16 protein-coding genes are annotated in these 14,367 nt (G+C 27.3%); 3 read left to right on the top strand and 13 right to left on the bottom strand.

The window, feature by feature from the left end; translation table 11 throughout:
* Positions 1 to 20: 20 nt before the first annotated feature.
* The 6 genes from def to NG904_RS14495 form a co-directional block, all read right to left on the bottom strand.
* On the bottom strand, positions 21 to 470 hold the full coding sequence (gene def / locus NG904_RS14520; RefSeq protein ID WP_252232343.1) for a peptide deformylase: 450 nt from the start codon (positions 468 to 470) through the stop codon (positions 21 to 23).
* Complete coding sequence (locus NG904_RS14515; protein ID WP_252225841.1) at positions 471 to 707, bottom strand: helix-turn-helix transcriptional regulator; 237 nt, start codon at positions 705 to 707, stop codon at positions 471 to 473. It lies immediately after the preceding gene.
* Between the two features lie 112 nt (positions 708 to 819).
* The gene (locus tag NG904_RS14510) at positions 820 to 1,242 is read right to left on the bottom strand and encodes a GNAT family N-acetyltransferase (RefSeq protein ID WP_252232341.1); all 423 of its coding nucleotides are present in this window, start codon (positions 1,240 to 1,242) and stop codon (positions 820 to 822) included.
* Positions 1,243 to 1,484: 242 nt separating this feature from the next.
* The gene (locus NG904_RS14505; RefSeq protein WP_353735864.1) at positions 1,485 to 1,751 is read right to left on the bottom strand and encodes a hypothetical protein; all 267 of its coding nucleotides are present in this window, start codon (positions 1,749 to 1,751) and stop codon (positions 1,485 to 1,487) included.
* A 307-nt stretch (positions 1,752 to 2,058) separates the two neighbouring features.
* The gene (locus NG904_RS14500; protein WP_252232339.1) at positions 2,059 to 2,601 is read right to left on the bottom strand and encodes a hypothetical protein; all 543 of its coding nucleotides are present in this window, start codon (positions 2,599 to 2,601) and stop codon (positions 2,059 to 2,061) included.
* Positions 2,602 to 2,677: 76 nt separating this feature from the next.
* Positions 2,678 to 3,244, bottom strand: a complete 567-nt coding sequence (locus NG904_RS14495) for a DUF4303 domain-containing protein (protein WP_252215442.1) — start codon at positions 3,242 to 3,244, stop codon at positions 2,678 to 2,680.
* Between the two features lie 299 nt (positions 3,245 to 3,543).
* Here NG904_RS14495 and NG904_RS14490 point away from each other — a divergent pair, with 299 nt between their 5' ends.
* The 3 genes from NG904_RS14490 (at position 3,544) to NG904_RS14480 (ending at position 5,923) form a co-directional block, all read left to right on the top strand.
* Complete coding sequence (locus NG904_RS14490) at positions 3,544 to 3,825, top strand: autorepressor SdpR family transcription factor (RefSeq protein WP_003371939.1); 282 nt, start codon at positions 3,544 to 3,546, stop codon at positions 3,823 to 3,825.
* A gap of 4 nt (positions 3,826 to 3,829) precedes the next feature.
* A complete protein-coding gene (locus NG904_RS14485) occupies positions 3,830 to 4,468 on the top strand; it encodes an SdpI family protein (RefSeq protein WP_252215440.1) in 639 nt (212 codons plus the stop codon).
* Positions 4,469 to 4,690: 222 nt separating this feature from the next.
* Positions 4,691 to 5,923, top strand: a complete 1,233-nt coding sequence (locus tag NG904_RS14480) for a cation:proton antiporter (RefSeq protein WP_252232337.1) — start codon at positions 4,691 to 4,693, stop codon at positions 5,921 to 5,923.
* A 26-nt stretch (positions 5,924 to 5,949) separates the two neighbouring features.
* On the opposite strand, the gene NG904_RS14475 is transcribed toward NG904_RS14480, so the two are convergent.
* From NG904_RS14475 to adhE, 7 genes are all read right to left on the bottom strand, one after another.
* The gene (locus tag NG904_RS14475; protein ID WP_252215436.1) at positions 5,950 to 6,606 is read right to left on the bottom strand and encodes a pentapeptide repeat-containing protein; all 657 of its coding nucleotides are present in this window, start codon (positions 6,604 to 6,606) and stop codon (positions 5,950 to 5,952) included.
* Between the two features lie 83 nt (positions 6,607 to 6,689).
* On the bottom strand, positions 6,690 to 7,115 hold the full coding sequence (locus NG904_RS14470) for a hypothetical protein (RefSeq protein WP_252215433.1): 426 nt from the start codon (positions 7,113 to 7,115) through the stop codon (positions 6,690 to 6,692).
* Positions 7,108 to 7,479, bottom strand: a complete 372-nt coding sequence (gene mntA, locus NG904_RS14465; protein ID WP_252215430.1) for a type VII toxin-antitoxin system MntA family adenylyltransferase antitoxin — start codon at positions 7,477 to 7,479, stop codon at positions 7,108 to 7,110. The genes NG904_RS14470 and mntA overlap by 8 nt, the downstream gene beginning before the upstream one ends.
* Positions 7,480 to 7,720: 241 nt before the next feature.
* Positions 7,721 to 8,842: a hypothetical protein gene (locus NG904_RS14460; protein ID WP_252232335.1), complete on the bottom strand. Its 1,122-nt coding sequence runs from the start codon at positions 8,840 to 8,842 to the stop codon at positions 7,721 to 7,723.
* 284 nt (positions 8,843 to 9,126) lie between these two features.
* Positions 9,127 to 10,545, bottom strand: coding sequence for a sensor histidine kinase (locus tag NG904_RS14455; protein WP_252232333.1), 1,419 nt, complete (start codon positions 10,543 to 10,545; stop codon positions 9,127 to 9,129).
* Positions 10,532 to 11,218, bottom strand: a complete 687-nt coding sequence (locus tag NG904_RS14450) for a response regulator transcription factor (protein ID WP_252232331.1) — start codon at positions 11,216 to 11,218, stop codon at positions 10,532 to 10,534. Before NG904_RS14450 ends, NG904_RS14455 begins: the two co-directional genes overlap by 14 nt.
* Before the next feature lie 311 nt (positions 11,219 to 11,529).
* On the bottom strand, positions 11,530 to 14,160 hold the full coding sequence (gene adhE, locus NG904_RS14445; RefSeq protein ID WP_252232329.1) for a bifunctional acetaldehyde-CoA/alcohol dehydrogenase: 2,631 nt from the start codon (positions 14,158 to 14,160) through the stop codon (positions 11,530 to 11,532).
* Between the last annotated feature and the right edge of the window lie 207 nt (positions 14,161 to 14,367).

Here is a 14,367-nt window from a genome sequence, read left to right as displayed (position 1 = left end):
ATTTTAAAATTTAATATTTATTATATATATTCAGTAACTAAATCAGTAAACAAAATGCCCTCTAAATGATCAATTTCATGACAGAAACATTTTGCTAAATCTCCTGTACCTGTCAATTGAATTTCTTCCCCATTTTCATTTAGTGCTTGTACTATTACTTCATATGGTCTTTTTAGTTTTCCAAATACATTGGGATTACTTAAACATCCCTCTATAACTTGTTGACTTCCTTCCTTTTTAATTATCTTTGGATTAATCAGTTTAATAAGGCCTTGTCCCATATCTATTACAACTAATCTTTTTAGTATACCTACTTGTGGTGCTGCCAAACCTCCACCATTTTCTGTATTATACATAGTCTCTACCATATCATTTAGTATATCTCTTATCTTATCATCTACAACTTCAACTTGTTTACTTTTCTTCCTAAGAATAGGATCATCAAAAAGTCTAATTTGTCTTAATGCCATTTAAATCACACCCCTACTTTGATCTGCTCTTGATTTTCTTTTACTTTCCTCAAAAAGAAAAACTTCTTCTATTGAACAATTAAATACCTTTGAAATATCATATGCTAACCATATTGATGGTTCATATTTTTCTGTTTCAATAGCATTTATAGCTTGTCTTGATGTCCCTACAAGTTTTCCCAATTGTTCTTGAGTTAATTTATTTGCTTCACGAAATTCTTTTAATCGATTTTTCACTTACACTCACCTCTGTAATGTTTGCCTTACTTATAAGTATATTTTTATCTTATCTATATGTCAAGCTAACATTACAATAATAAAACCGTTTCTATAAAGGGCGTATTTTAGTTTATTCAATAAAACCTTTTATTTTCATTTTTTCTGCATTATAAAATAATGCCATTCCTGTTTTCATTTTTTTAAAGTTTAGTTTTTCATAAAAACTTTCTTTACCAGGTGAAGCATATAATATAAAACTACATTGTGGTAGACATTTCATAATGCTATTAACAATTGTTCTACCAACATTTTCCCCTTGATATTCTGGTAATACTGCTACATCATAGATTGCAGCTTGATAGATTCCATCTGAAATTGCACGTCCAAAACCAATAAGTTCATTATTGTCAAAAACAAAAACAACAGTGTGACTATTTTCAAATGCTTTTTTATGCACCTCTTGATCAAAATATGCCATTCCAACCTTTTTCAATATTTCAGATACATAATTCCAATTAATATTTAAACAGTTATATTGAATTCTTAATTCCATTTTATCATCTCCTTAAAATCACAATATGAATTAACTATAGTATAATTCCTTACCTTAGGTAAGATGCAAGTACAATTTCAATAAATTCATCTCTTAGTTATAATAATTTATTATATTATTTTATATTATGCAAAATAAAAATAAGTGCAAGTACTAATCATCTATACTTGATTAAGCACCTGCACTTATATAATTATATTTTAATTCAACACTGTAAACACTCTACTTATTATAGTATATAACTAATAGGGATAGTATGGATAATATGGATATGGTGGTTGAATAAGGTAAGGATAAGGTAATAATGATACTGCTGCTAAAGTAGCAAATGGAATCGATTTACGCTTAAAACGTCTAAATCTTCGTGGACGATTATAACCATAATACTGCCTTTGTTGATCAATTTGATTTTCATTTTCTGGTTCCATTACATCCTCACCAACCAACACATTAATGTAATCCATATCTACACTTTCAATAATTCCATCAACTGTACTGCCCTCTGTCATTGTTAAAGTAATATGATAGTATAAGTACCTTTTACATTTATCTTGTAACATCTGTAAATCCCGGAAATTTCTATAACAACAATCTTTTTCTAAATTCATTTTTAAACATCTCCTTTCGAATACTATAATATTCATCTATACGGAAAATGTTCTATTGTGTTTCTCTCTATTTGTTCCATTATATCTACAATTAGTTCCTGCTAAACATACACTTACTAAGTACATGTAGTATCATTCACTTTTGTAATATAAAAATCTTTAATTACATAATTTTACTATTATACATTACTTATAATATATAGTTAGTTTACATTAAGAAATTTTTATCTAAGCTTTCGCCTAAAGCATAATAGAATGCTATTATATCACTATCTTCATTACTCTGTATTCTTCTTCCTATACAATTGTACACAAATGCATTAACTCCATTTACTTGAATCGCTGGGCCTAAATTAGAATCTGCCCAGTTCCCTTTATAATTTGAAAGAATCACAAGGCCAAAATATCCACTGCATTTTTTTAATAGATCATTAAGTACTTCTTCTCTTAATCCATTTTTTATATACATTTGATATATATCTTCTAGTACTGTATCAAATTCACTTAGACTGTCCTCACCTAATGTAAGTTCTATTTTAAATACTTCTTTAATCCATTCAATAAAATCAATTCCATAACCAAGCATCATTAGTTCTAAAGTAGCTAATTCATTTGTTCCTTGTTTAATTAATTCTAATTGTTCATCATAATATATCGTTAATTCTTCAATTGATTTTGAATAATCAACTAGGCCCTCTTTTACTTCACCAATTTCAATATTCATTTCTTTTTTTCCGTTAAATATATTCATACTTTCTCCTCATATAAAATTATAATTATCAATAAATTTCTTAAATACATAGTAAACAACTTTTATTTATAATATTTTATAAAATTTCTTCTATATGTTCTTTATACTCGTCTACTGTATTTTTATCATTTAGCTTACTAAATATATCTATAGATTCTTCTTCATCCAAAAACTCACTAACCCAAAAATTAAGTTCGATACCTTCTTTTGAGTTATTTGCAAAAAATTCTTCTTCTTTTAATTCTAATAATGCATCTATACATACATCAAAAATTTTTTCTCTAAATTCCTGAAAAAAATATGTATAAACATTAGTCTCTGAATCACTTATTCTATCTTTATTGTCCTCTTGAAACGCTTTTAATTTGTTTCCAATTCTATAAAATTCATCATCTGCACCATTCCAAATTTTCCATTCTTCTGGGCAAAATCTATAATACCAAAAATCATTATCAGATCCATCGACAATATCATTAAGTGCACTCTTTGTATTTGCTATAATTCCAATTGATCTAACATCAGCTGAACAATTTAATGAAAAAGCATATACAGTATCCTCTTTATTAGTTTTTACAATTTCTAAAAAAGCACTTTTTGTAGCCAAAATAATATTTTGTTTAAATTCATTAAAATCAAAATTCATCACAGTCACCCTTTCTCATATATCTCATGAAATTTTAATATTAAGCTTTGCTTATGCATATATCACCCACGCTACTTAAACATAGCCATATTGTCTATGATTAAAATAGCTATATTCTCCTTAAACAACATTTTATTTTCTATTTTACCATAGTTAATGCTAAATATAGATTTTATTTTTCATTTATATGGAATTTCCACTAAAATATATCTATTGATAAATATATATATTTCGTGTATATTCTTATTAGATATTTAGATAATTATCTAAATATCTAATTTATTGAAAGGAGTGATTACTTGTCATTTAATGATGCTTTTAAAGCTCTTTCTGATAACACAAGAAGAAAAATTTTAGATCTACTAAATGAAAAAGATATGACTGCTGGTGATATTGCTGATTATTTTCAAATTACCAAGCCTAGTATATCTCATCATTTAAGTATTCTCAAGCAAGCTGGACTAGTAAGTGATGAAAGAAAAGGTCAATATATATATTACTCACTAAATACATCTGTTTTTGAGGATGTTGTAAAATGGTTCATATCATTTTTAGGTAATACTAATGAAGGAAAGGAATAAACTAATGAAAAATAAAACTAGTATTTATAATATTACATTAATAACTCTTGCATTTTTAGTAAGTATTGTATTATACAATAAACTACCTAATGAAATGCCTATACATTGGAATACAGCTGGTGAAATTGACAACTATGGTCCTAAACTATTTGCAGCTTTTTTACCACCTTTAATTATGCTTTTTATATGGGGTGGGATGTTATTTACTCCTAAAATTGATCCTAAAAGAAACAATTATTCAAAATTTAATACAAGTTATACTATTATCACAAATGTTATGGTAACTTTCTTTTTTATTTTACATATTGTAGTTATAATATCATCACTAGGATACAACGTTCCAATAAATAAAGTTATCCCATTTATGGTTGGTTTATTATTTATTGTAATTGGAAATTATCTTCCAAAATCCAAGAGTAACTTTTTCTTTGGAATTAAAACGCCTTGGACATTAACTAATGAAGATACTTGGAAAAAAACTCATAGATTAGGTGGAAAATTATTTGTATTATCAGGACTAGCTATAATGATAAGTTCATTATTTTTTGAAGGAAATATACAGTTTATAATTTTAATGATTTCAATATTTGTTGCAGGTATAATTCCAATAATAGCAAGTTATTTTTATTCTAAAACAGTATAAGTTAATTTTAAACATAAAAAAGATCAGGCTTTAATTTTAAAAACCTGATCTTTTTTATTTGCTTTATATAATACTATACCTATTAACAATTTCAATTTTATAATTAACGAATAAAACATTTTCTTAATCTTTTATACTAATTAGTACTATTTCCAATAATATCATATACTATATATAGGAGTTTTTATTTAATATTTCAATTTAGAAAGAGAGGATATTATTATGAATTCTTATGATTTTTTATTTGATTTAGCCTTAATACTGTTAACTACAAAAGTTTTAGGTATTGCAAATAAAAGATTCCAACTTCCACAAGTTGTTGGAGCTTTAATGGCTGGTGTACTTTTTGGTCCTACCGTTTTTAATCTTTTAAATGAAACAGAGTTTATAACACAACTTTCTGAGATTGGAGTAATTGTCTTAATGTTTTGCGCCGGTCTTGAGACTGATATAAACGAGTTAAAGAAAAGTAGACATTCTTCATTTATTATTGCTTTAATAGGTGTTCTTATACCTCTTATTGGCGGGTTTTTAGTTAGCTTTTTCTTTAATAATGACCCTTCTATTTCAGATGCATCTTCAAGTATAATATTACAAAATATATTCATTGGAGTTATACTTACTGCCACTTCTGTTAGCATAACTGTTGAAACTTTAAAAGAAATGGGCAAGCTTAGCACAAATGTTGGCAGTGCAATTTTAGGTGCTGCAATTATAGATGATATTTTAGGCATAATTGCACTTACTATAGTTACAAGTTTTGCAGATTCAAATGTAAATGTTTGGGTGGTTTTATTTAAAATTTTCGCTTTCTTTGTTTTTGCAGCTATTTGTTGTTTTATATTTTATAAATTCTTTTCAAATGTTCAGTTAAAACATGGTAAAGGTATGCGTAGATTTGTAATACTTTCTTTTGTATATTGCTTAATACTTTCTTACTGTGCAGAAGTATTTTTTGGAGTTGCTGATATAACTGGTGCATTTATATCCGGACTTATAATTTCAAAAACTACTTACTCTAAATATATAGCTTCGCGCTTTGAAACACTTTCTTATATGTTCCTTTCACCTGTATTTTTTGCAAGTATAGGAATAAAATTCAAATTACCAGCAATGACTTTATCAATGATTATATTTTCTATAGTTCTTGTAATAGTTGCTATTTTAACTAAAATTATAGGTTGTGGAGCTGCTGCTAAATTATGTAAATTTTCTTCTTTAGAATCTATTCAAATAGGCACTGGAATGGTATCAAGAGGTGAGGTCGCTTTGATAGTTGCAAATAAGGGTGCTGCCTTAGGACTAATGTCATCTGTATTTTTTGGTCCTATGATAATAATGATAATTGTAACAACAGTAATTACACCCTTACTTTTAAAAATAGTATTTTCAGACAAATTTAATAAACTCAAAAACACTAAAAATGTCATTACTACTAATTCTACTATAAAATAAAAGCGTGGTTATGCCACGCTTTTATTTTATAATATACCTTCTTTTTGATATGTTTGTATAGATTTTATTATGTAACTCAATGTACAAAAATCTCTGTCTGCTCTATCACAAAGAATTTTCAAGCCTGATATTAAACTTTTCTCATTAAATTTTTCTAAAAGAATCATTATGCTTAAAGTGTTAATATCTCCATCTTTATTATCCAAAAGTCTTGATCTTTTTATTTTTTCATTTTCTAGCGCTGAATCTATAGCTTTTTTTAGATTTTCACTTATATCAATTGCTGGTGCTTCTTCAAATATTCTAACTGCTGATTTATCAAATTCTAAATTTTTTGCAGTACTTAAATCAGTTCCTACAAATATTACATTTTTAAATTTTGCATCTCTAAAATCTGCTCCACTTAAATTTGCACCTTCAAATACAGTATCTTCGAATTTTGCTCTTTTAAATCTACTTTTCTTAAGATTACTTCCTACAAACTCAGCAGACTTAAATGTACATTCAAAAAAATTACAGTCTTTAAAGTGAGCTCCTCTAAAACTTGTAAAATTGAAATTTGATCCTGTGAAATCACAATTATAACAGTTACTTCTTTTTAAATCATTATACATAAAATTTTTGTTTTGTTTTATTGCCTTATTATAGTTTAATCCAATACTTGGTTTTTTATTTTTATCCATTCATTCATCCATCTCTTCTATTTATTATTTCAATATATGATAGCATAGTTTCAAACACAGTTGTAGTAAAATAATATATATTTTTAATTTATATTATTTTTTATGCTTAGTTCAAGTTCATCAATAAATTTTAAATTACTTTTCATATTTAATAAAATTTCTTCATCTTTTGGCATTTTATATCTATGCGCTAATCTATTTCTATACCTTCTAGACACACAGTAAAATTTGAAGAAATCTTCACTTATTCTATTGTTTTCTTTAATTACTTCCATTCCTTCTATTGCAGAAATGTCAATTTTATATTTGTTTATATCTTTTAAATTAATAGAAATATAGTCTTCACATAATATATGAAAATCTAAAAAATAAGCTCGAACACTATGATATAATACTTTTTTTAAAATCTCATCATCACAATTTTCCAAAGAATTTAAGCATTCACGAAAGTCTATACTCCATTCTTTAAAATCTTTTAATAATTTTATAATTCTATCTCTATTAATCAAGTAAATCTCTCTCCCTTAATTTTAAAAAATCACTATTTTCTATAAAAAAATTTTCAACGAATCGATATATATTTTCAAATGCATTATTTTTATTATAAAGAATAGTGCCCTCATTAACTATATTTTTCAATAAAATTCTATCCATATCTTCTTTCAAATTTATTACATCAATATTATTGTCTAATAGTTGTTCTAACTCTGCTTCAATTTCTAACTCTTCTTCCATACTTATATCTGCTATTATAAATATATCATAATCTGAGCTATCTAAATAATCTCCTCTTGCTCTACTTCCAAACAATCCCACACATTCAATATTATGATTGCTAATTATATTAGATACAGCTTTATTTAAATCCATCATACTCACCACCATATTATATCTAGTGTATACTAAGCCACTAGATTTAAAATATATTATCTTTATTATATATTATAGGCATATCTACTACAAATTAATATTTTATTTTTACATTTTTATACACAAAAAATAAGTGTAGATGTTTAAATCATATTTCTACGATTTTCATCTACACTTATACAGTACCAAAAGACTAGCTACTTTAAATTTGTAAATAGTCCTTAATGTACTTATTTATTTCTTTTTATTTTTTTCCTGCTTTATGAGTTTCTTTTTTTTCTTTATGATTTTCCTTCATTGTTTCTTTTACTTGTTTGCGAGCTTCCTTCATTATTTCCTTTGTTTCTTTGTGAGCTTGCTTTGTTGTTTCCCTTGTTTCTTTCTGAACTTCCTTAATTTTATCTTTTGCTTCTTTATTAGTAAGTCCTGTGATATCGACTCCTAAATTTGCAGCTTTTTCAGTAACTTTTGTTAGCTCTTTTGCCTCAATAACTGCTTTTATTTTAGTTTTTAAATCTTCCTTTGATAATCCTGTAGCATCTATTCCAAGTTTTGTAGCTCTTTCAGCGAATTTTGCAAGCTGTTTTGCTTCAATAGCTGCTTTTACTTTAGCTTTTGCATCTTCTTTTGATAATCCTGTTATATCTACACCAAGCTTTTCAGCTATTTTTGCAAGTCTTTCTGGTGTATTTAAGTTATTCTCATCAATAGTTGCTTTTATTTTAGCTTTTAAATCTTCTTTTGATAATCCTGTAACATCTATTCCAAGTTTTGTAGCTGTTTCAGTAAGTTTTGCAAGCTGTTTTGCTTCCATAGCTGATTTTATTTTAGCTTTTGCATCTTCTTTTGATAATCCTGTTATATCAACACCAAGTTTTTCAGCTATTTTTGTAATACCTTCTGGTGTATTTAATTTATTTTCGTGCATAACAGCTTTTATTTTAGCTTGTATTTCTTCTTTTGATAGCCCTGTTATATCAATTCCAAGTTGTAATGCTAATGCTTCTCTTATCTTAGTTCTTGCATCTTCATTTGATAATCCTGTTATATCAACGCCAAGTTCTGTTGCTCTTTGAACTAACTTTGCATTTATTTCTGTTTCACTAATTTGTTGTACTTCTTCATCTGTTTCTACATTTGCTTCAACATCACCATCAATATTATTATAAGTATCTGATTCAATAGTTGATTCAACACTTGCCTCAGTTGTTGTTCCGGTAGTTGGTACCCCTGGCAAAGTAGTTTCAGCTACGCTTATACCAGTAGTTACATCTTGAGATATAATTTCACTTGCAAATACTGGAACAACAGTTGACATTGTCATTATAGTTGCAACAGAAATTGCTAATATTTTATTTTTTTTCATAATTTTCTCTCCTTTAATCCATTATTTTACTGATTTGAATTTAAACGCATTCGTTAATGATTAATTTAAATATATAATAAAACTTTTTTGTGAAATTTATGTGAAATCTATAAATAATATACTTTTTGCTATAACTTTCAATTTATATTAGAAATATCTTGAAAATCTTCATTAACAGAAGCAAGTATAAAGCGTTTATTTTTTAGTTCATTAAATAAATACACTTTTTTAAAATAATTTTTTGACAATTCATTTGACGAATTTTATTTAAAGTCTTTATTTATCTAATTTATAATACAATTTGGTATTTCAAGAGAAAAAATTACACCATCTTCTGTATTTTTCACTTCAGTTGTACCTCCATGAAACTCTACTATTAATTTTACAATTGATAATCCTAATCCATGACCTCCATATGTTCTACCCCTTGCTTTATCCACCTTATAATATACATCCCAAATTTTTTCTAAATCTTTCATTTGTATGTGGCTTCCTGTGTTAAAAACATTTATTTTTATTCCATCTTCTTTATTTTCAACAGTTAATTCAATAATTCTTCTTTCATCTACATGATCAATAGCATTTGTAATAAAATTATTTACAGCTTTTTCTAGCATATGGCTATCAGCAGATATCACATAATTATTTACGCACTTTAAATCAAAATTAATACATTTATCAATAAATGTTTGATTAAATCGTTCTACTATGTTAGATATAAGCTCACTAATATCAAAACTCGTCTTATTTATTTTAACCATTCCAGATTCCATCATAGAATGATTTAAAAGTTCCTGTACCAGTTTATCCATCCTGTCGCATTCTTCAACTAGAACTGAACAATACGTATCCATCTTTTCCTTATCATAAGCCACACCATATTTAAGTCCTTCAGCATATCCTTTAATTATACCTATTGGAGTTTTTAATTCATGGGACATATCCCTTACAAGTTGTTTTCGTTTCTCTACATCTTGCTTAAGTTCATTTATACTAGTGCTTAATTTTTCAGAAATTTTATTAATGCTTTTTCCTAAATTTCCAATTTCATCGTGTAAATTAATATCTACACGTTTATCAAAGTTAAGATTTGATATATTTTCTGCAACATTACTCATTTCTATAATTGGTTTTGTTATCTTTTTTGAAAAAATAAGTATAAATATACCTCCAATAGCAATTACTATTGCTGCTGCAAACATATAAAATTGATTTGCTATTGAGGCACTCTCATAAATACCCTTAAGAGATTTATTTAAAATAATAAATTTCCCATTATTAATTCGTGAAATAAAAATTAATTTATTCATATTATCATCATGTTTTTGCTCAATATAATATACATATTTATTTGAAAGTTTATCTTCATTTTCTAAAATAGTTTGTTTGATTTCTTTAGATAACCCTCTATCTTTATTAGGTTCTTTTTTAGGAAAAGAATTATGTTCTATGTTAAGATTTTCATTAACAATAATAGTTCTTATATTATCAATACTATCTATCATATTTATATACTCATCTATATTTTCTTTATCATCAATATACTTATTACTAATTTTTTCATTCATTGATAGAAAAATTCTTTTATTTTTATAAATATAATATGATTCTAAAAATATTGAATTTAAAAATATCCCACATAGAACTAAAAAAATCATAACTACTGTAAATATGAAAAGTAACTTTGTCCTAATTGTTTTCATTGTCTTTTCCTTCAAACATATATCCACTACCTCGTACTGTCTTTATATATTTTCCACAGTCTAAAAGTTTAGCCCTTAAAGTTTTTATATGTGTATCTACAGTTCTTGCATCTCCACAAAAGTCATATCCCCATACTTTGTTTAATATTTGATTACGTGATAATACTCTTTCACTATTTTTTATAAAACAAATTAGAATATTATATTCTTTATGGTTTAACTTAACTTCCACATTATCTACTATTACTTTATGTGTTTCTTGATTTACTTTTATCTTTCCTTGAATTACTTGATAAAAATTTTTTTTCTTTAATTTTCTTACAATTGTATTAATTCGAGCAATAAATATTTCATAACTAAAAGGCTTTGCAATATAATCATCTGCACCTTTTTTAAGTCCAATAACCTCATGTTTTTCATCTCCCAAGGCTGTAAGCATTATTATAGGCACATCTGAATATTCCCTAATTTCTTTAAGGACTTCTAACCCATCATATATCGGCATCATTACATCTAATATAATAAGATCAATGTCCTTTGAACTAAAAAAGATATCTATTGCTTGTTTGCCATCACAGGCTTCCACTGGTATGTATCCTTCTTTTCTTACAATATCACATATAAGTTCTCTAAAGACTCTATCATCCTCTGCTATAAGAATTTTGATATCCATAATTACACCTTCTTATCTTTAGTTTTTATTACTATAATAACATAATCAAGAATATTTTTTTATCCTTTATTAATATTTCAAAAAACGTAAAAAAAGTGGATATACCACGTTTCAATGAACAATTGACAATGTACAATTAAGGTTGAAAGCCATTGGCTTTCTTGAAAAATATATATTTAGAAATCACGTTGTGATTTCATCCTAAATTGTCAATTGTTCATTGTACATTGTCAATAAAAAAACACCCCGATATTTCTACCGAGGTATTATATAGTCTAGATTCGTAATTTTTAACTTTTTATTTTAATCTATTATTTCTTTTTATTCTTTTTTTTATCTATTTCTTGTTTTTGGGATTTAATTCCATAAGCATTTATATACATTTCTTTTATTTCACTCATTAATGGATATCTTGGGTTAGCTCCAGTACATTGATCATCAAATGCTTGCTCAACCATTTCATCTAGTGAATTATAGAATTTATCTTCACTTACGCCAGCTTCTTTTATTGTCATTGGCATATTAACTTTTCTTTGTAATTCTTCTACTGCCTTAATTAATAATTCAACTTTTTCGCCATCAGAATTTCCTCCTAAATGTAAATAATCTGCAATTCTTGCAAATCTATATTCAGCATTTGGATATTTGTATTGAGCAAATGCTGCTTGTTTAGTTGGAGCATCACTTGCATTAAATCTTATTACTTCATTTAATAATAATGAATTTGCCATACCATGTGGTAAGTGATGGAAAGCTCCTAATTTATGAGCCATTGAGTGACAAATTCCTAAGAATGCATTTGAGAATGCCATACCTGCCATACATGAAGCATGCGCCATTTTTTCTCTAGCTTTAATATTAGTTAAACCTTCATTATATGCTTGTGGTAAATATTTAAATACTAATCTTATAGCTTCTAAAGCTAATCCATTAGTAAATTCAGATGCCATTATTGAAACATAAGCTTCTATAGAGTGAACTAATACATCTATACCTGCACAAGCAGTTAATCCCTTAGGAGAAGTCATCATAAGTTCTGCATCAACTATAGCCATATCTGGAGTTAATTCATAATCAGCTAATGGATATTTTACTCCACTTTCTTCATCAGTTATAACAGCAAATGGTGTTACTTCTGATCCTGTACCTGCTGATGTAGCAACTGCAACCATCATAGCTTTTTCGCCTAAAACAGGGAATTTAAATACTCTCTTTCTTATATCCATAAATCTCATGGCTAAGTCTTCGAATCTAATTTCTGGATGTTCGTACATAACCCACATGATTTTAGCAGCATCCATAGCTGAGCCTCCACCAAGAGAAATTATAACATCTGGATCAAAACTTAACATTTCTTTTGCTCCGGCTTTAGCACATCTTAAAGTCGGATCTGGTTCAACCTCAGAGAATATCTTATATTGAATCTTATTTCTTTCTAATACTTCTGTAACTTTATCAGTATATCCTAAATTAAATAATACTTTATCAGTTACAATGAATGCCTTTTTCTTACCCATATCATGTAATTCTTGTAACGCTATTGGTAAACATCCATATTTAAAATAAGTTTTTTCAGGAACTCTAAACCAAAGCATATTTTCTCTCCTTTTAGCTACAGTTTTAACATTAATCAAATGCTTAGGTCCAACATTTTCTGAAACTGAGTTTCCACCCCATGAACCACAGCCTAGAGTTAAAGATGGAGCTAACTTAAAGTTAAATAAATCTCCAATAGCACCTTGAGATGCTGGCATATTTATAAGTGTTCTAGCAGTTTTCATTCTAGCGCCAAATGCAGCTATTCTGTCTTTACATTTTATTTCATCCGTATAAAGTATAGAAGTGTGACCCATACCACCTAATATTATTAGTCTATCAGCTTTTTCTAATGCCTCTTCATAAGATTTAGCTCTGTACATAGCAAGTACTGGTGATAATTTTTCATGAGAGAAAGGTTCTTCTAGTTCTACAGATTCAACTTCTGCAACTAATACCTTTGCACTTTCTGGAATATTAACACCACCCATAGCAGCTATTTTATATGCTGGTTGACCTACCATATCAGCATTTAAGCCGCCCTTTTCATTTAAAATAATTTTTCTTACTTTATCTACTTCATCACCTTTTAGAATATAAGCTCCTCTTGCAGCTAATTCCTTTTTAACTTCATCATAAACTTCATCTAATACAACAAGTGATTGTTCTGATGCACAAATTACTCCATTATCAAAAGTCTTAGATAAAAGAATTGAGTTAACAGCCATCTTGATATGAGCTGTTTCATCTATAATTGCTGGAGTATTTCCTGCTCCAACGCCTAATGCTGGTCTTCCTGATGAATATGCTGCTTTAACCATTGCAGGTCCACCTGTTGCAAGGATTATGTCACATTCTCTCATAACATTTTGAGATAATTCAACTGAAGGTTCATCTATCCAACCAATTATTCCACTTGGCGCGCCTGCTTTAACTGCTGCATCTAAAACTATTTTTGCAGCTGCAATTGTAGCATTTTTAGCTCTTGGATGTGGTGATATTATTATTGCATTTCTAGTTTTTAAAGCTATTAAAGTTTTAAAAATAGCTGTTGAGGTAGGGTTTGTTGTTGGAACAATAGCTGCTATAACTCCTATTGGTTCTGCAACCTTTGTAACTCCATATGTAAGATCTTCTTCCAGCACTCCACAAGTTTTCATATCTTTGTATTGATTATATATGTATTCAGCTGCAAAGTGATTCTTTACAACTTTATCTTCTACAATACCCATGCCGGTTTCTTCTACAGCCATCTTAGCTAACTTAATTCTATTATCATTAGCTGCCATAGCTGCTTGCCTAAAAATTTCATCTACTTGTTCTTGTGTAAACTGAGCATATTTCTTCTGTGCTTCTCTTAATTCTTTAATTTTTTGAGTTAATTCTTCAGGGTTTGTTACCTTCATTACTTATTCCTCCTAAAGCAAATATGTTTTTTTAATTTTAAAAAAAATAATAAAATATTATTATATTTTCTTATTAATTTTTAAATAATCTAATTAATTTACACTATATATTGTTCTATTATTTGCTTTTAATTATCCAAGTAAAATAAAGTTTTTATATAATTATTAGCTCTGTTTTTAATGTATTTTGATATATACAATAGGTAA

The organism is Clostridium sp. ZBS15, assembly GCF_023845705.1.
GTDB lineage: Bacteria > Bacillota > Clostridia > Clostridiales > Clostridiaceae > Clostridium > Clostridium aquiflavi.
Note: the sequence above shows the minus strand (reverse complement) of the source record. Positions and strands in the feature narration are given on the sequence as shown.